Below are 23,624 nucleotides of genomic sequence, written 5' to 3'. Positions count from 1 at the left end.
ACGGCATCGAGTCCGCCTCTCTTGCCTTCAACAGCGGTGCGATCGCGACCATCGGCGCCGCCGGGCGGCGTAGCTGGTGATGTGAAGCTTACAATTGGCTGTCACGCCTGCAACGCGCGGCACCGTTACGACATTTGTCGGGCATCCCGATCCGGGGAGCGGGTAGAGAAAGGAGACAGATCATGACGCGCGTTCAGACTGTTCTCATCACGAGTACTGTGCTCGCTCTCGTCGTTCCAGTCGCGGCGGCGATGGCACAAACCGGTGGCCATCCCGGCACCAAGTGCGGTGCGGAGGGCTGGTCGACCGACAAAATGATGTACGTGAGCGTTCCCTGCGTCGGTGCCGAGGCCACCGGCGGCGGGACCGTCGGTGCCGCGACCCCAACAGTCGCCGGCCCCAATTCGACGACGATAACGAAGCAGGAAATGAAGCAAGGAACTGCGCCGGTGCAGACCCAGGCGGTCTCGGCCGGCCCGGGCTACGCGTCGATGGCCAATACGTCGTGCGGCCCCTCCAACGTCGCCGCCATCACCGACGAATACGGCCACAAGTACAACTGCCGCGGCGACCGCATCCGCTGACACGGCCGCGCGCAGGGAAGCCCGCCGTGAACAGCCTCCCGGCGGGCTTCTTCTTTGCGCCGCGAGTGGCGAGTGGCTTTTCGGTGGTTCCCAGGGCCGGGGTCAAAAAAAGCGGCGCAACGCTGCCATGTCGAGGTTCGTTGCCGACACCTGCGCGAGAACTGAAGGGGGAGGCTGAAAGCATGTGCACCTGGACACTTCTGATCACCGCCGCGATCGCCTTTGCCGTGCCGCTGGTCGCGGCCAATGCCCAAAGCGTGGTCCACACCAAATGCGGCCCCGTGGCCTTTTCGAACGAGAAGATGGCCTATACCGGCGGTCCCTGCGTCGGTAGCCCCGACACGTCCGGCCCGACCGCCAACCAGGCGGCGCCTGCTGGCTGCCAGTCCTCGAGCATGACCAAGGCCGAGATGAAGCAGGGCGTGCAACCCGGCTACGGTTATGCGCAGCCGATGCCGATGCAGCAGGCGCAGGCCGATGGGCGATCAGTGCGGCCCGACGAACGCCGCCACCATCAAGGATGAGTACGGCCGCAGGCACAACTGCCGCGGCGACCGCATCCGCTGATCGTTGCACACCGGGAGCCCGCCCGCGTCCGTCGCGTGGCGGGCTTCTGCGCGCCGGCCCGGTTGTGTGCGATTTGACGAATGATCTATACCGAGGGCTGGAGGTTTCATGTCCGACAGCCCGCCGATCGAATTCGCCTTCCCCGAGCTGCGCAGGTGGGAGAAGGGTGCGGCGCCCTACATCCATGTCTTCGACAGCGGCAAGCCCGGGCCGACCGTGATGGTGGCGGCGCTGACCCACGGCAACGAGGTCTCGGGCGCGATCGTGGTCGATGCGCTGCTGCAGAAGGGGCTGCGGCCGCGCAGCGGCGCGCTGATCCTGGGCTTCAACAATATCGACGCCTATCACTCCTTCGATCCGCGCACGCCGTTCAAGTCGCGCATGATCGACGAGGATTTCAATCGCACCTGGGGCCGGCTCGATCAGCCGGCGACGACGGCCGAGACGCGCCGCGCCCAGGTGGTGAGGCCGTTCGTCGAGCGCGCCGACCTGCTGCTCGATCTCCATTCGATGCACGACGACGGCGTGCCGCTGATGCTGGCGGGACCGCTCGCCAAGGGCGCCGAGCTCGCGAAGAAGGTCGGCGCGCCGGTCGACATCATCGCCGATGCCGGCCACGCCGCCGGCATGCGCATGCGCGACTATGGCGGCTTCGGCGATCCCAAGAGCCCGAAGAACGCGCTGCTGATCGAGACCGGCCAGCACTGGCGGGCCTCGTCGGTGACGGTGGCCAAGGACGTGACGGCGCGCTTCCTCGCCGTGACAGGCATCGTCGAGCCGGCCGACCTGCCGGCCGACTGGAAGCAGCCGACGCCGGCCAGGCAGCGGGTGGTCGAGGTCACGCATGCGATCGCCACCAAGCGCGGCAACTTCACGCCGGTGCGCCACTTCGAAGGCCAGGAGACGATCGCCACGGCCGGCACCGTGCTGGGCCACGACGACGGCGAGCCGGTGACCACGCCCTACGACAACTGCGTGCTGGTGATGCCGTCCTCGAATCGGCCGTTGCGGCCGGGCGTCACGGTTGTTCGGTTGGGTCGGCTGGTCTGACACCGGGCTGGCGGCGCAGCAGGAAGCGCATCTCCGACAGCTTCATCACGCCCAGCGCCGCACCCAGCGCGCCGTAGACAAGCCCGCCCAGCGCGCAGACGCCGAGCAGGGCGACGACGCCCATCAGGTCGGGATGTGCCAGCGCCGGCCGCAGCATGAGCAGCAGGCCGGCGAGGGCGGCGCTCATGCCGATGGTCGCCAGCGCCATCCGCCAGGTCCGCTGGTTGAGGCGCGGATCGGGCAGCCAGTGGCCGCGGCTCAGCAGCACGGCGGCGAGCAGGAGCGCATTGACCCAGCCCGACAGGGATTGCGCCAGCGCGATACCGACCTGGGCTAGATTGGTGCCGAGGATGAAGGCGGCATTCAGCGCGAAGTTGAGCACGATCGCGGCCAGCGCGATGTAGAGCGGCGTGCGCGTGTCGTGGCGGGCGAAGAAGCCCGGCGTCAGCGCCTTGACCAGCATGAAGGCGGGCAGGCCGACGGCGTAGGCGCCGAGCGCGCCGGCGGTGCGTACGGTATCGTCCGGACCGAATTTGCCGTGCTCGAACAGCACACGGATCACCGGCTCGGACAGGATCCACAGCGCCGCGGTGGCGGGCAGGCTGAACAGCAGGCCGAACTCGATGGCGCGGTTCTGGTTGGCCATCGCCGCCTCGTCGGCGCCGGCACGCAGCTGGCGGGCGAGCAATGGCAACAGCGCGGTGCCGATGGCGATGCCGATCACGCCGAGCGGCAGCTGGGCGATGCGGTCGGCGTAGTACAGCGCGGCGATCGAGCCCGCCGGCAGCAGCGACGCCCACACCACCTCGAGCATGGAGCTGACCTGCTGCGCGCCGCCGCCGATCGCCACCGGCGTCGCGAGCTTGACCAGGCGGCGCACCTTCTCGGTGAGGCGCGGCCGCACCAGCGTCATGCTGACGCCGTCGCGCCAGCACGAGAACAGCAGCCACAGCCATTGCAGGAAGCCCGCCAGGGCGACGCCGATCGAGGCGGCGTAACCGGCATCGGGCAGCACCGGCGTGAGGCCGAGCACGCAGCCGATCAGCGCCACGTTCAGCAGCACCGGCGTGAAGGCGACCTCGGCGAAGCGGTCGATGCCGTTCAGCACACCGCCATAGAGCGAGGCGAGGGAGATGAACACCAGGTAGGGGAAGGTGATGCGGCCAAAAGTGACGGCCTGATCGAAGATCGACTGGTCGTCGGTGAAGCCCGGCGCCAGCAGCCAGATCACCCCGGGCATGGCGATGATCATCAGCACCGAGAACGGCACCAGCACCATCAGCAGGCAGGCATGCGCCTGGCGGGCGAAGACCAGCGCCTGGGCGCGGCCCTCGCCTTGCAGCTCGCCCGCGAACAAGGGCACGAAGGCCGCCGAAAAGGCGCCCTCGGCGAACAGCCGGCGGAAGAAGTTGGGCAGGCGGAAGGCCACGATGAAGGCGTCGGCAATCGGCCCCGAGCCCAGAATGGCCGACAACACGATGTCGCGCACGAAGCCCACGAGGCGCGACAGCAGGGTGAAGCTGCCGACCGTGAAGATCGACCGGCCGAGACTCATGGGCAGTCACTTCCTCCCCTTGGCGGAGTCCGCCAAGGGGAGGTGTCGGCGTCATACGCCGACGGAGGGGTCATAGGCCGCAGACCGTGGCTCATGACCCCTCCGCCCCCGTATGACGGGGGCACCTCCCCTTCGCGAATTCCGCGAAGGGGAGGAAGGGTTAGTGCCATAATCCCGTCATCGTCAGATGCCATAGTCCTTCCCGGTGGCGGCCGGTGATGTGATGACCGGTTTAAACCGCTACCACGGCCGGTCCCGAGAGGGGCCGGTTTCTTTTTGCTCAGCCGCCAGCCGCAGCAGCGTCTCGCGGTCCTGCGCCGCCAGCTTCTTGTAGTCGCCGACGATGCGCTCCAGCTCAGCTGCCGGCAGCACGCTCCCCAGATCGGTGAAGCCCTGCGGCGCACGGTCCTCGACGAGGTCGAGCATCACGTCGATGCCCTTCTTGCGGTTGCTCTCGACGATGCGCGCCATCGGCGGCAGGCGGCGCTGCTCGTAGCGCTGCAGCGCCGCTTCCGGATCGCCACCGGCCGACAGCTCCTGCGTCAGCGCCTCGCCGTCGATGATCGCCTGCGAGGCGCCGTTGGAGCCGATCGGATACATCGGGTGCGCCGCGTCGCCCAGCAGGGTGATGCGGCCGTGGCTCCAGCGCGGCAGCGGATCGCGGTCGACCATCGGGAATTCCAGGATGGTGTGGGCGTTGCGGATCACCTCGGGCACGTTCAGCCAGCCGAAGTCCCAGCCCTTGTAGCGCGGCAGGAAATCCTCGAGCTTGCCCGGCTTGTTCCAGTCCTCGCGCGGCGGCGCGGCGTGCGGGCCCTGGTAGAGGTCGCAGATCCAGTTGATCAGTGCTTCGCCGCGCTCGGCATGGGCGCGGCTGATCGGGTAGCAGACGAACTTCTGGGTGTGATGGCCGGCCTGCACCATGCTGGCGCCGCCGAGATAGGGCTTGCCGACGGTGACGCCGCGCCACATCAGGATGCCCTGCCATTTGGGCGGGCCCTCGTCGGGATAGAAGTGCGCGCGCACCGCCGAATGGATGCCGTCGGCGCCGACCAGGATGTCGGCTTCCGCCGTCTCGATGGTCTTGCCGTCGCGATCGGCGAAGCGCGCGATGACCTTGCCGCCCTTCTGCTCGAACGAGACGATGCGGCGGCCGAACTTGATCCCGTCCGCGCCCAGCATGCGCTTGGCACCTTCGAACAGGATCATCTGCAATTCGCCGCGATGGATCGAGAATTGCGGCCACGGCAACCCCGCATGGCGGCCACGCGGATCGGCCCAGATGGTCTGGCCGTGGCGGTTGGCGTAGCGCAGCTCGCGCGTCTCGATGCCGGTCGCGGCCAGCGCCGGCTCCAGCCCGAGGCTCGACAGAATGCGCACCGCACCGGCCTGGATGTTGATGCCGACGCCGAGCGGCTTGAGCTCGCTCACCTGGTCGAACACCTCGACCTCGAAGCCGGCGCGCTTCAGGCACATCGCGGCGCTCAGGCCGCCGATGCCCGCTCCGGCGATGACGACTTTCATCGTTCAGGGATCGCGGCTCTGGCCGTGCAGGAGCAGCGCGGCCCGGTAGGTGGCCCAGCGCTCCTCGTAGGTGTCGGCCAGCTCGCGCAGGTAGGACCAGCTGTAGATGCCGCTATCGTGCTTGTCGTCGAAGATGATGCGGATGGCGTAGTGGCCGACCGGCTCGACGCCCGCGATCTTCACGTGCCGGCGGCCGCCGACGATCTTCCTGGTCGCCGGGCCGCCATGGCCCTGCACCTCGGCCGAGGGGCTCTCGACCCTGAGATACTCGGCCGGCAGGCTGCACTTCCTGCCGTCGGTGAAATCGATCTCGATGCGGCCTTCGCCCTGGAAGACGCGCAGCTCCTCGGGCCACGGCGCGTCGTTGCCCTCGTAAGTGCCGGCGGCGGGCACCGACTTGGGGAAGCCGTCGGCCGGGCTCACGGCACGTCCTTCAGCGGGCGCGCCTCGCTCACCAGCATGATCGGGATGCCGTCGCGGATGGGGTAGGCGAGCCCGGCCTTGCGGCTGATCAGCTCGCCGGCCGCCGCGTCGTATTCCAGCGGCCCGTGCGTCGCCGGGCAGACCAGGATTTCCAGCAGTTTCGGATCGACGCCGCCGCGTCTGGTCTCGGAAGGGCGCTCCGCTTCAGTCATGCCCCGATTATAGCCGATCAGTTCGCCCGCTGCGGTGTGGATTCCGGCGGCTGGCCGAAGGCGCCCATCTCCAGCAGGCTGGTCAGCAGCTTGGCGCGGGCGGTGGTGTCCTGGGCCTCGAGCAAGGCCTGCTTCTCGGCCGGCCCGAACGGCAGGACCATGGACAAGGACGTGACCAGGTTGCGGTCGGCGGCCTGCTTCACCGCCTCCCAGTCGGTCGAGAGCTTGCGGCCGCGGAAGAAGGCGGCCAGCGCCGCCATCATACGCTCGCGGTCGAGCTCGACCGGCTCGTCGGGGTTCTCGAGATCGGCGCGGTAGGGCGCGAACAGCGACGACACGCGGCGATAGCCGCCCTGCGCCAGGTCGAGCTCGCGGCCGATCTCGAAGCGGCAGACGCCGGAGAGCGCCAGCAGCAGGCGGCCGTCCTCGGTCTCGCTGAAGCTGACGATGCGGCCGGCGCAGCCGACGCGATGCACCTTGGGCCTGCCGTCCGGGGCGGGCATGCCGTCGCCGGCGAAGCCGCCGGGCTGCATCGGCTGCACCATCCCGATCATGCGATGCCCGGCCAGCGAATCGAAGATCATCGCCAGGTAGCGCGGCTCGAAGATGTTGAGCGGCAGCTTGCCGCCCGGCAGCAGCAACACGCCCGACAGCGGGAAGATCGGCAGCGTCTCGGGCAGCTGCTCGAAGCCCGGGTCGAACGGGTTGCGCCGGCTCACGAGAACAGGATGGTCGAGAGGCGCTTGCGGCCGACGACCGCGAGCGGATCGGTGAAGCCCAGCGCCTCGAAGAACTTCAGCAGCTGCTGGCGCGCCGCCGCCTCGCTCCAGTTGCGGTCGGCCTTGATCATGGCGAGCAGCTCGTCGATCGCCTCCTGCTTCTGCCCGCCGGCCCAGTAGGCCATGGCGAGGTCGAGGCGGCTCTGGAAGTCCTTGGGGTCCTTGTCGGCCTTGGCCTTCAGCTCGCCGATCGGGCCGGCGGCCTTGGCGGCTTCGGCGAGATCGAGCTGCGCCTGCACCGCGGCGATCTCGGCATTGCCTTTGTCCTTGGCGGGCACGCGGGCGAGGATCGCCTGGGCCTGCTCGACCTGGCCTTCCTGGGCGTAGCAGCGCGCCAGCCCCGCCATCGCCGGCAGGTTGTCGGGCGCCACCTCGAGCACCTCGTTGTAGATCTGCGCCGCGAGCTGGAAGTCGCCCTCGGCGACCGCCTGCTTGGCGTGCTCCAGCGCGGCGTTGAGATCGTCGGCGCCGTCGGCACCCGGCGCGCCGCCGGCCGCCTGCACCAGGCGACCGACGAACTCGCGCACCTGGCTCTCGGGCACCGCGCCCATGAAGCCGTCGACCGGCCGGCCGCCGAAGAAGGCGTAGACCGCCGGGATCGACTGGATGCGCAGTTGCTGGGCCAGCATCTGGTTCTTGTCGATGTCGATCTTGACCAGCTTCACCGCGCCCTTGGCCTCGGTGACCACCTTCTCGATCATCGGCTGCAAGGTCTTGCAGGGCCCGCACCACGGCGCCCAGAAGTCGACGATCACCGGCACGGTGCGTGAGACTTCGAGCACGTCCTTGGCGAACTTGGTTTGGTCGCTGTCCTTGATCAGATCGGCGGGCGGCGCCGCGGCCGGCGCGGCGCCCTTCAACATCGGTTCCATGAGGCCTCGAAACGGGGATTCGGGTGTCGGGCTGCAATGTGGCCTCCGACTTCCGGGGACGCAAGAGGCCCAAAGTCCGGCGGGAGGAGGCCGAGTCCGGCCGGGCCCCGGACACCTCCGATGCCGATTCCACAAGGGTTTTGGCCGCGAATCCGGAAGTCCGGCCCCACCCCCCTCGGCCGGACGGTCCCGGACGGTCCGGACACCGGACTGCAAATTGCTCGAGAGAGCTAGCGGTCGTCGACCTTGGCGACGATGCGGCCGACCTGGTCCGGCGTGAACACCGGCACCGAGCAGGCGCCGTTGGCGCAGGCGAAGGCCGCCGCTTCGGGCAGCTCGGGATACTCGACGTCGGCCGACGGCAGCGGGCCTTCGCGGCGGTCGAGCCATTCGATGCGCAGGTAGCGTGTCGGATACTGCCGCGCGATTGCGTACAGAGCCTGCGCCGCCGGATCGTCCTTGGCGCCGACGGTGGTGACGTGCGCCGGCTCGCGGCCGAGCTCGCGGTCGGCCAGCAGCGCGCCCGGCACGATCAGGTCGTCCTCGGCGAGCGCGACCAGGTAGCGCATGCCGTGCTCGGCGAGCTCGCGGAAGTCCTTGCGGCCGGTATTGCGGGCAAGGAGGTTGAACAGGCGAGTCGTCGCGACGTTCTCGTCGACTTGCTTCACGGGTTTCGCCAGCACGCCCTTCGCGCCCGGCTCCGGCCGGCGCACCGTGAAGCCGTTTGCGTCGCGATGATCGCGCGCGATCACTTCGGCGAAGTCCGAGGCGAGCGCGAGATAGCGCCGCTCGGCGGTGCTGCGATAGAGCGCCAGCGCCGCCTCGGCCATGGCGAGCGTGTCGCCGAGATGGGTGTCGTCGTTGGCAGCGCGCCCGTGCCCGAAGCCGCCGTTGGGCGCGCGGCGGTTGGCCAGCACCCAGTCGAACGCCCTGGTCGCGGCGTCGAGCAATGCCTTGTCGCCGGTCACATCATAGAGCGCGGCGAGGCTCGCGATCGCCCAGCCGTTCTCGCGGGCATAGGAATTCTTGTCGATCGGCGGCTGCGGGCCGGCGCGGCGTTCGGCGTCTGATCTGGCGTAGAAGACGTCGCCATGCTCGCCGCGGCTCACGTCGGCATCCTGGCTGGTATGGAAGGCGCCGCTGTCGCTGCGCATGAAGTCCATCAGCCAGCGGCCGATGTCCTGCGCGGCTTTCAGGTCGGCCTCGTCGCGACCGATCTGCCAGGTCAGCACGTAGGCACGCATGGCGTCGCGCTGCACGCTCAGCAGCTTCTCGAAGTGCGGGCCCGACCAGTCGACCTTGTCGGAATACTGGAACATGCCGCCCCACACCGGATCGATGATCCGCCGCGCGCCGGCGAGGGTGCGGCTGGCGACGTCGCGCCAGGTCGCGATGTCGGCATTGCGCTGCAAGGGCCGGCTGCGCTCCAGCGTCCATTCGAGCGTGTCGCCGTGGACGAAGCGCTGGATCTCGCCGAAGCCGCCATGCTGCCTGTCGTAGGTCTGCAGCATCAGCGCCTCGATTCGGGCGCGGCGCGTGTCGGAGAGTCCGATCGCGTTGGGCTCGACCGTCGCGCCCGCGGTGTAGGAGGGCAGCGCCGACGGGTCCTCGATCACGGCGACCAGCAGCTTGGCGAACAACTCGGGCGGGATGTAGCCGCGGCGCTTGAAGATCTCGTTGCCGTGCTGGTCGAGCATGACGGTCGCCGGCCAGCCCCAGTTCTCGTAGCGATAGGAAAGCTCGGGATCGGAATCCTGGTCGACCCGCACCGGGATGAACTTGTCGAGGATCGCCTTCTGGATGGCCGGGTCGCTGTAGGTCGTGCCTTCCATCACATGGCACCAGTGGCACCACACCGCCGCCATGTGCAGCAGGATGTACTTGTGCTCTCGCGCCGCCCTGTCGAACAGCGCCGGGTCCCATTTCTGCCAGGGCAGGCTGGTCTCGGCGCGGGCGGCGCCCGCGATCAGCACCAGGAGAAGGACGAGGAAGCGCCGCATGTCTCCCTCTACGGCGGCCGCTCAGCCGCGGATTTGGTACTTCATCAATTCGTGACCGAGGCGGCCCGACAGCCACAGGCCGCACATCCGGTAGTCGCTGATCAGCGACCACAGCGGCGCCTGGAAGGTCGCGGGCTTGTTCTTCTCGATGAAGAAGTGGCCGATCCAGGCTGGCCCGTAGCCGAAGAACGGCACCGCCAGCAGCCACCACCAGCTCTGGGTGACGATCGCCCAGATCAGCATCAGGGCGGAGGCGATGGTGCCGGCATAGTGGATCGCGCGCGTCGCCGGCTTGGCGTGCTCGCCGAGATAGAATGGCCAGAAATCGGCGTAGGTCCGGAAGCGGTTCGCCATGGCGGGCAATTTAGGCTTCTTCTGCCCGCGTTAGAAGATGCCGTCCGAGCCGAGATCCGGGGCGCGTTGAACGATTTCTCCAAGCCGCTCGTGCAGGGCATCTCGACCTACGGCGACAGGCCGGGCGGCATTCCGCGAAATTTCGAACCGCATCATTCCGGGCAGGCTTGGCAAGCTGCCTGCTGGGCAACACAGTCCCACTCAGGGCATGGCCGCCATCAAGGAACGGGTGGACGAGGCGGCTGCGCCCTGCCGCAAGGGGTAACGATGAACAGACGGTTTGCGCTGCTCGGCCTGGTCCTGGCGTTGGTCGCGCCGGCGACGCATGCGGCCGAACCGGTCGATATGCTGCTGGTGCTCGCCGCCGACGTCTCGCGCAGCGTGACCGAGCCCAAGTTCAAGCTGCAGCGCGAGGGCGCGGCCGCCGCCATCGCCCATCCGGACGTGGTGAAGGCCATCACCTCCGGCCCGCACCGGCGCATCGCCGTGTGCTTCGTCGAATGGGCGACGATCGGGCAGCAGGGCGTCGTCATCGACTGGACGATGATCGACGGCGAGGCCGCCGCCCGCAGCTTCGGCGGCCGGCTGGTCGAGGCGCCGCGCTCGTTCGTCGGCAGCACCTCGATCAGCGGTGCGATCGACTTCTCGGTGCGCCAGCTCGAGCGCGCTCCGTTTACGGCGGATCGGCGCGTCATCGACATTTCCGGCGACGGCAACAACAACTCCGGCCGCCCGGTCACCGAGGCCCGCGACGAGGCATTGGCCAAGGACATCACGATCAACGCCCTGGTGATCCTGACGCCGCTCAACGAATCGTTCCGTCCCGAGCACACCAATCCGCCGGGGGGCCTGGAGAAATACTTCAAGGACAACGTCATCGCCGGCCCGGGCTCTTTCACCGTCGCCGCCGAGAGTCATGACGATTTCGGCCGGGCGCTGACCAAGAAGCTGATCCAGGAGATCGCGCTTCGCGAGGCAAATCCTCCCCATTCATATGGGGAGGTGTCGCCGTCATACGGCGACGGAGGGGCCATGGGCTTCAGTCTTGGTGGGGCCTATGACCCCTCGGTCAGCGTAAGACGCGGACTCCTCCCCCTATGAAGGGGGAGGATTGCTCGCGTCCTAACCCAGCGCGCCGGCTTTCTTGAGGGCCTCGATCTCGGCATCGCTGTAGGCCAGCTCGCGCAGCACCTCTTCGTTGTGCTGGCCGACGGCGGCCGGGACGCCGGACGTGCGCGGCTTGGCGAAGCCGAGGCGGATCGGATTGTTGACCGTGCGCGGCACTTCGGGATTGGCGGTCTCGGCGAAGATGCCGGCGTGCCGGGCCTGCTCGTCGTCGACCACGTCGACGGCGCGGCCGATCACGCCGAACGGGATGCCGGTCTTCGACAGCAGCGCTTCCCACTCGGCGTAGGTCTTCGACGCGAACACCGGCACGATCTCGGCATGCAGCTCGCGGGCGCGGCGCTTGCGCTCCTCGCGGTCGGTGAAGCGCGGATCGTCGGTCAGGTCGGTGCGTCCGATCGCGTCGCAGAAGGTCGACCACATGCGATCGTCGCGCACGACCAGGAGCTGCAGCCAGCGATCGTCCCGGGTGCGGTAGAGGTTGGCCAAGGCGTTCTTCGGCTTGTCCGGCGGCTCGCGCGTCACCAGCGTGCCGCCGATCGCGGCGCCTGCCAGCGTCGTGCCGTTGGCCCACGCGCCGTTGGCATAGAGCGACGTGCCGACCCAGCTTCCCTTGCCGGTCTGGTCGCGATGGCGCAGCCCCAGCAGGATGGCGGCGACCAGTGTCATCGCCGTCGCGCGATCGCCCTGCGCCGGCAGCGAGATGCCCGGCGGCCCGCCCTCGTAGCGCGCCGAATCGAGGATGCCCGAGCGGCCGAAATACGCCGTGATATCGAAGCCCGGGCGGTCGCGGTCGGGCCCGGTCTCGCCGTAGCCGGTGAGCGAGCAATAGACCAGGCGCGGGTTCAGCGGCTCCATGTCCTCCCAGCGCAGGCGAAGGCGCTCGCGCGCCGGCGGCGGGAAGTTGACGATCATGATGTCGGCGCGGCGCACCAGCTTCTCGAGCACCGGCCGCGCCTCCGGCTTCTTGAGGTCGAGCGCCAGCGAGCGTTTCAGGCGGCCGTCGAGCTGCAGCGGGAAGTTGCTGTCGCTGCGGGGATAGGTGGCGGCGCGCTTGTAGTTATGGCGGTGCGGGTCGCCTTCGCCGGGCGGCTCGATCTTGATCACGTCGGCGCCGTAGTCGGCCAGCGCCACCGCCGCGGCGGGCGCGGCGATGAAGGTGCTGACGTCGAGGACCAGCAGCCCGGCAAGCGGCAGCGGATCGCTCATTTCACCGCACCGGTCGACTTCAGCGCCGCGATCTCGCGCGGGTCGAGCCCGACCTCGCGCAGGATCTCCTCGCTGTGCTGGCCGAGCTTCGGCGCCGGATGCGCCGTGCGCTGCTCGGCGAAGCCCAGGCGAATCGGATTGCTGAGCGTGCGCGGCAGCTCGGGGATCGCGGTGTCGACGACGGCGCCGCAGGCCACTGCCTGCTCGTCGTGCGGCACGTCCTGCGGCCGGCTGATCACGCCGAAGGTGACGCCGCCCGCCGACAGCGCCTTGAGCCAATAGGCATAGGTGTTGCTGGCGAAGGCCTGGCTCATGATCGCAGCCAGATCGGCCGAGTTCTTGCGGCGCTCGGTGATCTCGGCGAAGCGCGGATCCTTCACCAGCTCGGGCTGGCCGATCGCGGCGGCCAGCGGCGGCCACATCTTGTCCTCGCTGACGATGGTGAGCTGCAGCCAGCGGTCGTCGGACGTTCGGTAGATGTTGCCCAGCGCCGAGCGCGGCCGGTCCGGCGGCGGCCGATGGGGCAGGTAGGCGTTGGCGAGCGCGGCCTGGGCGATCACGCCGCACGACCACAGGCCGTTGCCCAGAAGCGACGTGCCGACCCACGAGCCTTCGCCGGTCTTCATGCGATGCATCAGCGCCATCAGGATCGAGGAGACCAGCGCCATCGCCGTCGCGCGGTCGCCCTGCGCGGGACCCGGCACGCCCGGCGGACCGCCTTCGTAGCGCTGCGCGTCGAGCAGGCCGGAGCGCGCGAAATAGGCGGTCGCATCGAAGCCCGGCCGGTCGCGGTCGGGGCCGGTCTCGCCGTAGCCGGTGAGCGAGGCGTAGATCAGCTTCGGATTGACCGGCTTGATGTCCTCATAGGAGAGCTTGAGCTTCTCGCGCACCAGAGGCGGGAAGTTCACGATCATGACGTCGGCCCATTTCAGCAGATGGTCGAGCGCGGCGCGCGCCTCGGGCTTCTTGAGGTCGAGCACGATCGAGCGCTTGTTGCGCGAGTCCATCTCCCACGGATAGTTCACCGTGGCCTTCGGGTAGTTGGCCGAGTCGGTCATGATCCGGCGGTTGGGATCGCCGTCGGGCCCCTCGATCTTGATCACGTCGGCACCCCAGTCGCCCAGCACCACCGCCGCGGCAGGGGCGGCGATGAACGAGCTGATATCGAGGACCTTCAACCCCGCGAGAGGCAGCGCAGATTCCGGCATGCAAGGGTTCCCTTTCTCGTCGATACTAGCGCGCGAAAATGGGAGGGGACATGTCGCGGAGCCGCAAACCGAATTTCCTGATCGTGCTGATCGACGATCTCCGGTTCGACGAGCTGGGAATCTGCGGCCATCCCTACATGAAGACGCCGAATATCGACCGCATCGGCCAAGAAGGCGCGATGTTCACGGCGGCGTTCCACACCACGCCGCTGTGCTCGCCCAACCGGGCCTCGATCCTGACCGGCCAGTATGCGAGCCGCCACGGCATCATCGACAACGTGGCGCGCGATGCGCACAGCCACCGCCTGCCGAACTACCACGTCGTCCTGCAGAAGCTGGGCTATGAGACAGCGCATGTCGGCAAATGGCACATGGGCAATTCGGGCGGGCCGCGGCCGGGCTACGACCGCTGGGTCAGCTTCCCCGGCCACGGCTCGATCCTCGATCCGGTGCTCAACATCGACGGCGAGGAGAGCCGGCACAAGGGCTACATCACCGATCTCCTGAACGCCCACGCGGTCGACTTCCTGAAGAAGAAGCGCGACAGGCCATTCGCCCTGTTCTTTGCCCACAAGGCGGTGCATCCCGACGCCTACCAGGCGGCCGACGGCACGATCGACTTCAGGAACGGCGGCTATCTGCCGGCGCCGCGCCATGCCGATCTCTACAGGGGCGAGCATTTCCCGCGCCGGCCGAACGCGCAGCCGGCGGCCGAGGTGGTCAAGCAGAAGCCGGCCTGGCGGGAAGCCCATGAGCTGCGGGTCAACGAAGTCTCGCGCAAGCTGCTCGACGGCATGAAGGCCGGCACCGACGAGGAGATCCGGCTGCGCGCCGCCATGATGGCTTCGGTCGACGAGGGCATGGCCGACGTCTTCAGGGTGCTCGAGGAGACCGGCGAGCTCGACAACACCTTCATCCTGTTCCTCGGCGACAACGGCTACTTCTTCGGCGAGCACGGGCTGGGGCCCGAGCGCCGCTTCGCCTACGAGGAAGGCATCAAGTCGCCGTTCCTGATCCGCTACCCGGCATGGTTCAAGCCGGGCACCGTCAACGACGATCTCGTGCTGGCGCTCGACATCGCGCCGACCGTGCTCGATCTCGCCGGGGCGAAAGCGAAGGACATGACGCACATCCAGGGCGCGTCGCTGAAGCCGCTGGCGAAGAAGGGCAACAAGCGCGGCTGGCGAACCTCTTTCATGTGCGAGTACTTCAGCGAGAACGCCATGCCGTGGCTGATCGGCATGAGCTACAAGGCGATCCGCACCAGGACGCACAAGTACATCCACTGGACGCAGAAGTCGCTCGACGGCGTCGCCTGCGACGAGCTCTACGACCTCGAGGCCGATCCATTCGAGATGAAGAACATCGTCGGCAAGCGCGGCGCCGCACCGCTGCTGGAACGGCTGCGCAGGCAACTGGCGCAGCTCGTTTCCAGATCGGTGGGGCTCTGATGAAAAGACGCACGCTTCTCGCCACTTCTCTTGCCGTGCCGTTCGTTGCCCGGGCGCAACAGTGGCCGACGCGTCCGATCCGCCTGATCGTGCCCTATGCCCCCGGCGCGACCGGCGACATCGGCGGCCGCCTGTACGGCGAGGAGCTCGGCAAGACCCTCGGCCAGTCGCTCGTGGTCGACAACAAGACCGGCGCCGGCGGCACCATCGCCATGGCCGAGCTCGCGCGCGCCGCACCGGACGGCTACACGCTCGGCGTCATCGCCCAGGGCCTGCTGGTCTACAATCTCGGTCTCTACAAGACGCCCGGCTACGATCCGTTCAGGGACCTGATCGTCCTGTCGATCAACTTCTCGGTCGCCAACGTCCTGATCGTGCATCCGTCGAACCCGGCCAAGACTGTGGCCGATGTGGTCGAGCAGGCGCGCGCCAGGAAGGGCGAGTACACCTTCTCCTCGGGCGGCATCGGCACCAGCCATCACATGTCGGGCGTGCTGCTCGAGATGCGTTCGGGCGTGAAGATGACCCACGTGCCCTATCGCGCGACCCCCGCCGGCATCCAGGCGGTGGTCAACGGCGAGGTGCAGATGGGCATGTTCAACACGCCCACCGTCGTCGGCCTGATCCGCGCCGGCAAGCTCAAGGCGCTGGCGGTGACCAGCGAGAAGCGGATCGGCCAGTTCCCCGAGCTGCCGACCATGATCGAATCGGGCTTCAAGGACTTCGTGGTAGACACCTGGCTAGGCTTCGGCGCCCCGGCGGGCCTGCCCCAGCCGCTGGTGACCCGGCTCAACGGCGAGCTCAACCGCATCACCAACCTGCCCGAGATGCGCAAGAAGTTCGATGAGCAGGGGATCATCGCCTGGCCGTCGCGCTCGCCCGGGGAGGCGCTGAAGTTCCTCCGCCAGGACAGCGATTTCTGGCTGCCGATCATCAAGGCCTCGGGGGCGACGGCGGGGTAGCGCTCCTAATCCTCCCCATTCATATGGGGAGGTGGCGCGTCGGCAATTTCGCGCTTCGCGCGAAAGTGCCCTATCCGCGACGGAGGGGTCAAAAACCCCAGTCTGCAGCCCATGACCCCTCCGTCAGCGTAAGACGCTGCCACCTCCCCACATGAATGGGGAGGAACAAGAGGGCGTTTGCAAAACCGCGGCCGGGCGCCTATCTCCCCCGGCCATGGGATACAGAGTCGCCGTCGTCGGCGCGACCGGCAATGTAGGTCGCGAAATGCTGCAGATCCTGGCCGAGCGGAATTTTCCGGTCGATGACGTCGTGGCGCTCGCCTCGTCGCGCTCGGTCGGCCGCCAGACCTCGTTCGGCGAGGACAAGGTGCTGAAGGTCCACGACCTCGCCAAGTTCGACTTCAAGGGCATCGACATCGTGCTGAGCTCGCCGGGCGCGAAGGTCTCGGCCGAGCACAGCCCGCGCGCCGCCAAGGCCGGCGCCATCGTGATCGACAACACCTCGTACTGGCGCATGGACCCGGACGTGCCGCTGGTCGTGCCGGAGGTGAATGCCGCAGCGATCAAGGGCTACAAGGGCCGCGGCATCATCGCCAATCCCAACTGCTCGACCATCCAGATGGTGGTGGCGCTGAAGCCGATCCACGACGCGGCGAAGATCAAGCGCGTGGTCGTGTCGACCTATCAGTCGACCTCGGGCGCCGGCAAGGAGGCGATGGACGAGCTGCTCAACCAGACCAAGAGCTTCTTCGTCAACCAGGACCTCGAGCCCAAGAAGTTCACCAAGAACATCGCCTTCAACGTCATTCCCCACATCGACGTCTTCATGGACGACGGCTCGACCAAGGAGGAATGGAAGATGGTGGTCGAGACCAAGAAGATCCTCGACCCCAAGATCAAGGTCCACGCCACCTGCGTGCGGGTGCCGACCTTCATCGGCCATGCCGAGTCGATCAATCTCGAGCTCGAGGAGCCGCTCGACGAGCGCGAGGCGCACCAGCTCCTGGCCGCCGCGCCGGGCGTGCTGGTGGTCGATCGCCGGGAGCCCGGCGGCTACGCCACGCCCAAGGAGATCACCGGCCAGGACGGCGTGTTCGTGAGCCGTATCCGGGTCGATCCGACGGTCGACAATGGCCTCGCCCTATGGGTGGTCAGCGACAATCTCAGAAAGGGTGCAGCCCTCAACGCCGTGCAGATCGCCGAGGAGCTGATCAAAGGATACATCTAAGTATTTGTTTTCAGATGCTTAGTGGAAATTTTTGATGTAGTCTCCGAGCCTGTGAACGACAGGCCGTCGATCCGTCCTCTGCGCCGGGAATCCCGGTCGGACCCCATTCCGCTCTTTGCCAGCGAGGCCGACAGCTTCGTGCAGCAGTTGCGGCTGGCGGCGCAGGCCCATCGCGCCGGCCGGCTGGACGAGGCGATCTCGTCCTATCTGCGGCTGCTGGCGATCCGGCCCTATCACGCCGAGCTGCACAACAATCTCGGCGTGGCGCTGCGGCTGATCGGCAAGCTCGAGGCCTCGGTCTCGCATCACCGCCTGTCGCTCGCGTCCGACGCCAACAATCCGGCGCTGCATTCCAATCTCGGCAATGCGCTGCGCGCCGCCGGCCGGCTCGACGAGGCGGTGAAGCATCACTTCCAGTCGATCGCGCTCAACCGCGACTACGGCGAGGGCTTCTTCAACTTGGCGCTCTGCCTGCGCGATCTCGGCCGCCTCGACGAGGCGGTCGGCTGTCTCGGCCGCGCGCTGGCGCTCAATCCCGAGAACCGCCGCGCCCGCACCGAGCTGGCGATCGCGCTGATGATGCGCGGCGAGCTCGAGGTTGGCTTCGCCGCCTACGAGGCACGCAAGCGCCTGCCCGAGACGCCCAAGGTCGAGTTCAGCCAGCCGGCCTGGGACGGCGGCGAGATCGCGGGCCGGCGCATCCTGCTCTATCCCGAGCAGGGCCTGGGCGACGTGCTACTGTTCGTGCGCTTCGCCCGCGAGTTGAAGCGCCGCGGCGCGACGGTGATCGTGCTCTGCCAGGCGCTGCTCAGGGACCTGCTGGCCGGCAGCGGCTACATCGACCAGGCGGTCGCCGAGGGCGAGAAGCTGCCGCCGTTCGACGTCCATGCCTCGCTGGTGTCGCTGCCGCATCTCTGCCGCGTCGACTTCGCGGCCCAGGCGGCGCCGTACCTCAAGCCGCCGCAGGAGAGCCGCATCCGGCTGGGCCGCCTCGACAAGGCGAAGCTCAGCATCGGCATCTACTGGGCGGCGATGCCCGGCCAGCCGCAGGACCGCCAGCGCTCGGCGCCGTTCCAGCAGTTCCTGGCGCTGGCCGGCGATCCCGAGCTGCTGATCTTCAGCCTGCAGGGCGGCAGCCATCAGCGCGACATCCAGCAGTTCGGGGCTGGCGGCCTGCTGCACGATGTCGGCCGCGGCATCTTCGATTTCGCCGAGGCGGCGACGGCGCTGTCGCAGCTCGACCTGCTGATCTCGATCGATGCGCCGATCGCCCATCTCGGCGGCGCCATGGGCCTGCCGACCTGGGTGCTGCTGCCGCTGGCCGCCGACTGGCGCTGGTCGCTGGGCGGCACGCGCGCGCCCTGGTATCCGGCGACGCGCTTCTTCCGCCAGACCAGGGCGGGCGACTGGGATTCGGTGTTCGCCTCGATGCGCACCGCACTCGAGGCGGTGAAGGGCGAGACTTCGCGGCCGTAACTCGACCGCGTGCAGAGGCTTGGATACGGTGGCCCCAACATTTTGGGGAAACACCGATGATCGACGCCAAATCGCTCGACACGATCCTGCGCGGCGCGCGCACCCACAACGTCTTCCAGGACAAGCCGGTCAACGAGGAGCAGCTCCGGCAGATCCACGAGATCATGAAATACGGGCCGACGTCGCAGAACTCGCAGCCTTGCCGGATCGTTTTCGTCCGCACCGGGGAGGGCAAGGAGAAGCTGAAGCCGGCGCTCAGCCCCGGTAACCTGGACAAGACGATGGCGGCGCCGGTGACGGCGATCATTGCCTACGATTCGCAGTTCTACGAGCACCTGCCGCGGACCTTCCCGCACAATCTGGCGGCGAAGGACAACTACATCGGCGAGGGCAAGGAGGAGGTGGCGCTGCGCACCGCCTTCCGCAACGGCACCCTGCAGGGCGCCTATTTCATCATCGCCGTGCGCGCGGTCGGCCTCGATGCCGGCGCCATGAGCGGCTTCAACAACGCTGTCGTCGACCAGGCCTTCTTCCCGGACGGCCGCTTCAAGTCGAACTTCCTGTGCAACATCGGCTACGGCGACCATTCGAAGCTGTTCAACCAGAACCCGCGGCTCGGCTTCGAGGACGTCTGCAGCTTCGCCTAGAGGTTCAGCGCCTTCGCCCAGTGCCGCCACGGCAGCGGCAGCAGCGAGATCAGCGCCACCACGCCGAACGCCAGGATGACGGCGCCGGTGATCCGATTCAGCCACAGGATGCCCTTGCCGGTGAAGTGCTGGCGCAGCGCCACCGAGGCGGTGCAGACGATCGCCCACCAGGCGACGGCGCCGGCGAACACGCCGGCGACCAGGATCGCGGCGTCCGGCAGGCTGGCGCCGACGCCCGCCAGGTTGCGGCCGGCGAACGCGGCGCCGAAGGCCATCACGGTCAGCGGGTTGAACACCGTGATGAAGAAGCTCGACGTGGCGAAGTGGAAATGGGTCGCGATGAAGTGCTCGCGGTCCTCGGCCACCGGGTCGCCGATGGTCGGCAGGCGATGGCGCATGGTCGACCAGCCCATGCCGATCAGGATCAGGCCGCCGATGCCGCGCAGCCAGGCCTCGTGCAGCTCGACGAATTCCTGCACGAAGCTGAGGCCGAAGGCGGCGACCGCGCCGAACACCGCATCGCCCAGCGCGGCGCCCAGGCCGGTGAGATAGCCCGCGACCGCGCCAAACGTGATCGAGCGGCGGATGCACAGCGCCGCCGCCGGCCCGACCGGCACGGCGATCAGGAAGCCGATCACGGCGCCCTCGATCGCGAGCACGATCGGATTGAAGGCGAAGCCCGGCACGTGCACGAGGTCACAGCCTCTCGGCGGTGAAGCGCCGCGGCGGCGAGACCAGCCGGTCCTGCGCGGCGACGAGCTGCAGTTCGCGCTCGCCCATCGCCCGCGTCGCCTCCAGCACGGCCCAGATCGAGGACGCGGCCTTGCCCAGCGCCGACCCGATGTCGCCGCTTTCCAGCCAATGCGCCGTGAACAGGGCGGCCACCGCGTCTCCCGTGCCGTTGGGCATGATCTCGAAAGCAATCAACGGCGTGACGATGCGCCAGGCTGCATCCGGCGTCACCGCCAGCATCTCGATCTGTTCGCTCTCGGCGCCGCCGCGCAGGAAGCTGGTCACCAGCGCCAGCCGCGGCCCCTTCAGCAAGTCGCGCGCCGCCGCAACCGCCTCGTCGAGGGTCGCGATCTTGCGGCCGGTCAGGTGCTCGAGCTCGAAATGGTTGGGCGTGATCAGGTCGGCGAGCGGCAGGGCGCGATCCTTGAAGAAGGCATCGATGCCGGGCTTCACGTAAATCCCGGTGTCGATGTCGCCCAGCACCGGATCGCAGCACCAGACTGCCCGGGGGTTTGCCGCACGGACCTTGCGGACGGTGTCGAGCACGACGTCGCCCAGGGCGGCGTCGCCGACATAGCCGGTCAGCAGGACGTCGCATTTGGCCAGCATGCCCAGGGACTCGATGCCCTGCACGATGTCGGCAACTTGTTCGGCCGACGCGGTACGCCCCTTCCAGGCGCCGTAGCCGGTGTGGTTGGAGAATTCGACCGTGTTTACCGCCCAGACCTCGTGGCCCAATCGTTGCAGGGGGAAGGTTGCTGCCCGATTGCCGACGTAGCCGTAGGCGACATGGCTCTGAAGCGAGAGAAAGCGCATGGCCGCGGCCACCTTGCCACAAGGGGGCCCGTCATTATAGTCCGCCGCGTTTTTTGGGAGTTCCGCCATGCCTGACGTCCGCCCGCGCCGCAGCGTGCTCTATATGCCGGGGGCCAACACGCGCGCGCTCGAGAAGGCGCGCACCCTGCCGGCCGACGCCCTGATCTTCGATCTCGAGGATGCGGTGGCGCCCGACGCCAAGGAGGCGGCGCGCGCCAATGTCGTGGCAGCGGCCAAGAGCAAGAGCTACGGCAAGCGCGAGATCGCGATCCGCTGCAACGGGCTCACCACCCAGTGGGGCAAGGCCGATGTCGCGGCGATCGCCAGCTCCGGCGCCGATGCGATCCTGGTGCCGAAGGTCGAGAGCGCGGGCGACGTGGCGGCGATCGTGGCGCTGCTCGAGCAGGCCGGCGCGCCCAAGTCGATGGCGATCTGGGCGATGATGGAGACGCCGATGGGCGTCCTGCGCGCCGAGGAGATCGCCGCCGCGCACAAGCGGCTCAAGCTGTTCGTCATGGGCACCAACGACCTGGTGAAGGACATGCGCGCGCGCCATACGCCGATGCGCCTGCCGCTGATCACCGCGCTCGGCATCGGCATGCTGGCGGCGCGGGCGCACGGCCTCACCATCCTCGACGGCGTCTACAACGACCTCCAGGACACCGAGGGGTTCAGGGCGGTGTGCCAGCAAGGCCTCGAGATGGGCTTCGACGGCAAGACCCTGATCCATCCCGGCCAGATCGAGCCCTGTAACGAGATCTTCGCGCCCTCTTCTTCGGAGCTCGAGACGGCCGGGAAGATCGTGACGGCGTTCAAGGCGGCGCAGGCCGAGGGCAAGGGCGTGGTCACGGTCGACGGCCGCATGATCGAGAACCTTCACGTCGAGCAGGCCGAGCGCGCGCTGGCGCTCGCCGCCGCCATCAAGGAACTGCAGGCCGCCTGATGAGCAAAGAACGCAAGTCCAAGACCGAGACCGGCAACTTCTTCGAGGACTTCACGGTCGGCCAGGCGTTCCGCCACGCCACACCACGCACGCTCACCGAAGCCGATGCGGCGCTGAACATCGGTCTGTACGGCTCGCGCTTCGCCATCAACTCGTCGGATGTGTTCGCGCAGGCGCTCGGCCTGCCGCGGGCGCCGCTCGACGACATGGCGGTGTTCCACGTCGTGATCGGCAAGACGGTGTCGGACATCTCGGTCAATGCCGTCGCCAATCTCGGCTACGCCGAGTTCCGCTGGGGCGTGCCGGTGTTTCCCGGCGACACGCTGTCGGTGTCGTCGAAAGTGCTGGGCCTGCGCGAGAATTCCAACAAGCAGAGCGGCGTGGTCTGGGTGCGCTCGACCGGCGTCAACCAGCGCGCCGAGATGGTGCTCGACTACGTTCGCTGGGTGATGGTGCACAAACGCGATCACGCGGCGGAGGTCGGCGCGCCGGTGGTGCCGAAGCCCGCGCCATCGGTCGCGCCGGCCGACCTGATCGTGCCGTCCATGTCGATGCTGAGCTACGACGACGAGGCTGCGGGCTCGCCGCATCGCTGGGAAGACTACGAAGCGGGCGAGAAGATCGACCATGTGAGCGGCATCACCCTCGAGGACTCCGACCACATGTTCTCGACGCGGCTCTACCAGAACACCGCGCGCGTCCATTTCGACGCCCATGCCGGCAAGAGCACGCGGTTCGGCCGACGGCTGGCGTATGGCGGGCATGTGATTTCGCTGGCGCGGGCGCTGTCGTTCAACGGCCTGGCCAACGGATTCCGCGTGGCGGCCATCAACGGCGGCAGCCATGTCGGCCCGACCTTCGGCGGCGACACGATCTACGCCTGGTCGGAAATCCTGGAGAAGGCTTCCTTGCCCGGGCGGTCCGATATCGGCGCCCTGCGCGTGAGAACCATTGCCGCGAAAGATCATCCGTGCAGCGACTTTCCGGGCAAGGGCGCGGACGGCAAATACCATCCCGCGGTCGTGCTCGACCTCGACTACTGGCTGCTGATGCCGCGTCGTTGACTTGGAGGGGCAGGGGCGTAAAAACGCTTTGCAGATAGAGGACTTAACGCAAATGAGCGTCGCCAACCGGCCGGTCCATCGGCCGCTTTCTCCGCATCTCCAGATCTACAAGCCGCAACTCACCTCGATGCTGTCGATCCTGCATCGTGCGACCGGCATCGCGCTGGCGGTCGGGGCCCTTTACCTCGCGGTCTGGGTGATGTGCGCGGCGGCAAGCCCGCAGGCCTATGCCAGCTTCCAGGGCTTCAACACCTCGATCCTCGGCCGCTTCGTGCTGGGCGGCTGGCTGTTCAGCGCTTTCTTCCATCTGTGCAACGGCATCCGGCACCTGTTCTGGGACGCCGGCTACGGCTTTGCGCTCAAGGACGCCTATCGCAGCGGCTGGATCGTCGTTGCGGTCTCCCTGATCGCCACGGTCCTGTCCTGGATCGTCGGCCTCCGGCTGATCTGAAGGAGGCCGACATGACCGATCGCAGGACGCCTCTCGCCCGCGCCCGAGGCTTGGGTTCGGCCAAAGACGGCCTACATCACTGGTGGATCCAGCGGCTGACGGCCATCGCGCTGATCCCGCTCGTCGTGTGGTTCGCCATCTCGCTGGTGATGCTGAGCGGCGCCGACTATCCGGTCGTGCGCGCCTGGATCGGCTCGCCGCTGGTGATGGTGCTGCTGATCCTCACGGTCGGCGTCGGCCTGCATCACGGCCAGCTCGGCTTGCAGGTGGTGTGGGAGGACTACACCGAGGGCGCGCTCAGGGTCGTGCTGATCGTGCTCACCAAGTTTCTCGCAGCGCTCTTTGGCCTCGGCGCCATCGTGGCGGTCCTGCGTATCGGTCTCGGAGGCTAG

Annotated in this window: 25 protein-coding genes; 13 read left to right on the top strand and 12 right to left on the bottom strand. The window is 68.0% G+C overall.

All coding sequences use genetic code 11. The features are described from left to right. The first annotated feature begins 182 nt into the window (after positions 1-182). From J0J01_RS08760 to J0J01_RS08750, 3 genes are all read left to right on the top strand, one after another. On the top strand, positions 183-584 hold the full coding sequence (locus J0J01_RS08760; protein WP_296379885.1) for a hypothetical protein: 402 nt from the start codon (positions 183-185) through the stop codon (positions 582-584). Between the two features lie 182 nt (positions 585-766). Beyond that, positions 767-1,108, top strand: a complete 342-nt coding sequence (locus J0J01_RS08755; protein ID WP_296379884.1) for a hypothetical protein — start codon at positions 767-769, stop codon at positions 1,106-1,108. A 151-nt stretch (positions 1,109-1,259) separates the two neighbouring features. Then, a complete protein-coding gene (locus J0J01_RS08750; protein WP_296379883.1) occupies positions 1,260-2,201 on the top strand; it encodes a succinylglutamate desuccinylase/aspartoacylase family protein in 942 nt (313 codons plus the stop codon). On the opposite strand, the gene murJ is transcribed toward J0J01_RS08750, so the two are convergent. The 8 genes from murJ to J0J01_RS08710 all read right to left on the bottom strand — a co-directional run bounded on the left by murJ (position 2,170) and on the right by J0J01_RS08710 (position 9,920). Beyond that, the gene (gene murJ, locus J0J01_RS08745; protein ID WP_296379882.1) at positions 2,170-3,756 is read right to left on the bottom strand and encodes a murein biosynthesis integral membrane protein MurJ; all 1,587 of its coding nucleotides are present in this window, start codon (positions 3,754-3,756) and stop codon (positions 2,170-2,172) included. The genes J0J01_RS08750 and murJ overlap by 32 nt on opposite strands. Before the next feature lie 240 nt (positions 3,757-3,996). Beyond that, positions 3,997-5,280 carry a flavin-dependent oxidoreductase gene (locus J0J01_RS08740; protein WP_296379881.1) on the bottom strand — a complete coding sequence of 428 codons (1,284 nt, stop codon included), beginning with the start codon at positions 5,278-5,280 and terminating at the stop codon, positions 3,997-3,999. Between the two features lie 3 nt (positions 5,281-5,283). Further along, complete coding sequence (locus J0J01_RS08735) at positions 5,284-5,703, bottom strand: DUF971 domain-containing protein (protein ID WP_296379880.1); 420 nt, start codon at positions 5,701-5,703, stop codon at positions 5,284-5,286. Beyond that, a complete protein-coding gene (locus J0J01_RS08730; RefSeq protein WP_296379879.1) occupies positions 5,700-5,915 on the bottom strand; it encodes a Trm112 family protein in 216 nt (71 codons plus the stop codon). Before J0J01_RS08730 ends, J0J01_RS08735 begins: the two co-directional genes overlap by 4 nt. Positions 5,916-5,932: 17 nt before the next feature. Continuing rightward, positions 5,933-6,634 carry an LON peptidase substrate-binding domain-containing protein gene (locus tag J0J01_RS08725; protein WP_296379878.1) on the bottom strand — a complete coding sequence of 234 codons (702 nt, stop codon included), beginning with the start codon at positions 6,632-6,634 and terminating at the stop codon, positions 5,933-5,935. Then, positions 6,631-7,566, bottom strand: a complete 936-nt coding sequence (locus tag J0J01_RS08720; RefSeq protein WP_296379877.1) for a co-chaperone YbbN — start codon at positions 7,564-7,566, stop codon at positions 6,631-6,633. Before J0J01_RS08720 ends, J0J01_RS08725 begins: the two co-directional genes overlap by 4 nt. 230 nt (positions 7,567-7,796) lie before the next feature. Then, on the bottom strand, positions 7,797-9,566 hold the full coding sequence (locus J0J01_RS08715; protein WP_296379876.1) for a DUF255 domain-containing protein: 1,770 nt from the start codon (positions 9,564-9,566) through the stop codon (positions 7,797-7,799). Positions 9,567-9,587: 21 nt separating this feature from the next. Continuing rightward, on the bottom strand, positions 9,588-9,920 hold the full coding sequence (locus J0J01_RS08710) for a DUF962 domain-containing protein (RefSeq protein ID WP_296379875.1): 333 nt from the start codon (positions 9,918-9,920) through the stop codon (positions 9,588-9,590). Positions 9,921-9,986: 66 nt separating this feature from the next. Here J0J01_RS08710 and J0J01_RS08705 point away from each other — a divergent pair, with 66 nt between their 5' ends. Then, positions 9,987-11,021 (top strand): DUF1194 domain-containing protein, encoded by a 1,035-nt coding sequence (locus J0J01_RS08705; protein WP_296379874.1) that lies wholly within the window; start codon positions 9,987-9,989, stop codon positions 11,019-11,021. Between the two features lie 21 nt (positions 11,022-11,042). On the opposite strand, the gene J0J01_RS08700 is transcribed toward J0J01_RS08705, so the two are convergent. Further along, positions 11,043-12,254 carry a CaiB/BaiF CoA-transferase family protein gene (locus J0J01_RS08700; RefSeq protein WP_296379873.1) on the bottom strand — a complete coding sequence of 404 codons (1,212 nt, stop codon included), beginning with the start codon at positions 12,252-12,254 and terminating at the stop codon, positions 11,043-11,045. Next, positions 12,251-13,462: a CoA transferase gene (locus J0J01_RS08695; RefSeq protein ID WP_296379872.1), complete on the bottom strand. Its 1,212-nt coding sequence runs from the start codon at positions 13,460-13,462 to the stop codon at positions 12,251-12,253. Before J0J01_RS08695 ends, J0J01_RS08700 begins: the two co-directional genes overlap by 4 nt. Before the next feature lie 50 nt (positions 13,463-13,512). Here J0J01_RS08695 and J0J01_RS08690 point away from each other — a divergent pair, with 50 nt between their 5' ends. The 5 genes from J0J01_RS08690 to J0J01_RS08670 all read left to right on the top strand — a co-directional run bounded on the left by J0J01_RS08690 (position 13,513) and on the right by J0J01_RS08670 (position 19,226). Then, complete coding sequence (locus tag J0J01_RS08690; protein WP_296379871.1) at positions 13,513-14,913, top strand: sulfatase-like hydrolase/transferase; 1,401 nt, start codon at positions 13,513-13,515, stop codon at positions 14,911-14,913. After that, on the top strand, positions 14,913-15,875 hold the full coding sequence (locus tag J0J01_RS08685) for a tripartite tricarboxylate transporter substrate binding protein (protein WP_296379870.1): 963 nt from the start codon (positions 14,913-14,915) through the stop codon (positions 15,873-15,875). The genes J0J01_RS08690 and J0J01_RS08685 overlap by 1 nt, the downstream gene beginning before the upstream one ends. Before the next feature lie 214 nt (positions 15,876-16,089). After that, positions 16,090-17,103 (top strand): aspartate-semialdehyde dehydrogenase, encoded by a 1,014-nt coding sequence (locus J0J01_RS08680; protein ID WP_296379869.1) that lies wholly within the window; start codon positions 16,090-16,092, stop codon positions 17,101-17,103. A gap of 51 nt (positions 17,104-17,154) precedes the next feature. Continuing rightward, on the top strand, positions 17,155-18,579 hold the full coding sequence (locus J0J01_RS08675; RefSeq protein ID WP_296379868.1) for a tetratricopeptide repeat-containing glycosyltransferase family protein: 1,425 nt from the start codon (positions 17,155-17,157) through the stop codon (positions 18,577-18,579). A 56-nt stretch (positions 18,580-18,635) separates the two neighbouring features. Next, positions 18,636-19,226 carry a malonic semialdehyde reductase gene (locus J0J01_RS08670; RefSeq protein ID WP_296379867.1) on the top strand — a complete coding sequence of 197 codons (591 nt, stop codon included), beginning with the start codon at positions 18,636-18,638 and terminating at the stop codon, positions 19,224-19,226. Here the strand turns inward: J0J01_RS08670 and J0J01_RS08665 are convergent. Together J0J01_RS08665 and pdxY are read right to left on the bottom strand one after the other, a co-directional pair. Further along, positions 19,223-19,912: a LysE family transporter gene (locus J0J01_RS08665; RefSeq protein ID WP_296379866.1), complete on the bottom strand. Its 690-nt coding sequence runs from the start codon at positions 19,910-19,912 to the stop codon at positions 19,223-19,225. The genes J0J01_RS08670 and J0J01_RS08665 overlap by 4 nt on opposite strands. Positions 19,913-19,922: 10 nt before the next feature. Beyond that, entirely contained in the window at positions 19,923-20,774 is an 852-nt protein-coding gene (gene pdxY / locus J0J01_RS08660) for a pyridoxal kinase PdxY (protein WP_296379865.1), read from the bottom strand. Between the two features lie 67 nt (positions 20,775-20,841). On the opposite strand from pdxY, the gene J0J01_RS08655 reads away from it, so the two are divergent. The 4 genes from J0J01_RS08655 to sdhD are packed head-to-tail and all read left to right on the top strand — an operon-like array spanning position 20,842 to position 23,624. Further along, entirely contained in the window at positions 20,842-21,717 is an 876-nt protein-coding gene (locus tag J0J01_RS08655; protein WP_296379864.1) for a CoA ester lyase, read from the top strand. Then, a complete protein-coding gene (locus J0J01_RS08650; RefSeq protein WP_296379863.1) occupies positions 21,717-22,781 on the top strand; it encodes a MaoC family dehydratase in 1,065 nt (354 codons plus the stop codon). The genes J0J01_RS08655 and J0J01_RS08650 overlap by 1 nt, the downstream gene beginning before the upstream one ends. 52 nt (positions 22,782-22,833) lie before the next feature. Further along, complete coding sequence (gene sdhC, locus J0J01_RS08645) at positions 22,834-23,232, top strand: succinate dehydrogenase, cytochrome b556 subunit (protein WP_296379862.1); 399 nt, start codon at positions 22,834-22,836, stop codon at positions 23,230-23,232. An 11-nt stretch (positions 23,233-23,243) separates the two neighbouring features. Continuing rightward, positions 23,244-23,624 (top strand): succinate dehydrogenase, hydrophobic membrane anchor protein, encoded by a 381-nt coding sequence (sdhD, locus tag J0J01_RS08640; RefSeq protein ID WP_296379861.1) that lies wholly within the window; start codon positions 23,244-23,246, stop codon positions 23,622-23,624.

This window comes from Reyranella sp. (assembly GCF_017305915.1).
In the GTDB taxonomy this organism is placed as follows: domain Bacteria; phylum Pseudomonadota; class Alphaproteobacteria; order Reyranellales; family Reyranellaceae; genus Reyranella.
The sequence above is the reverse complement of the archived record's forward strand: the minus strand, read 5'-3'. Positions and strand labels throughout refer to the sequence as shown.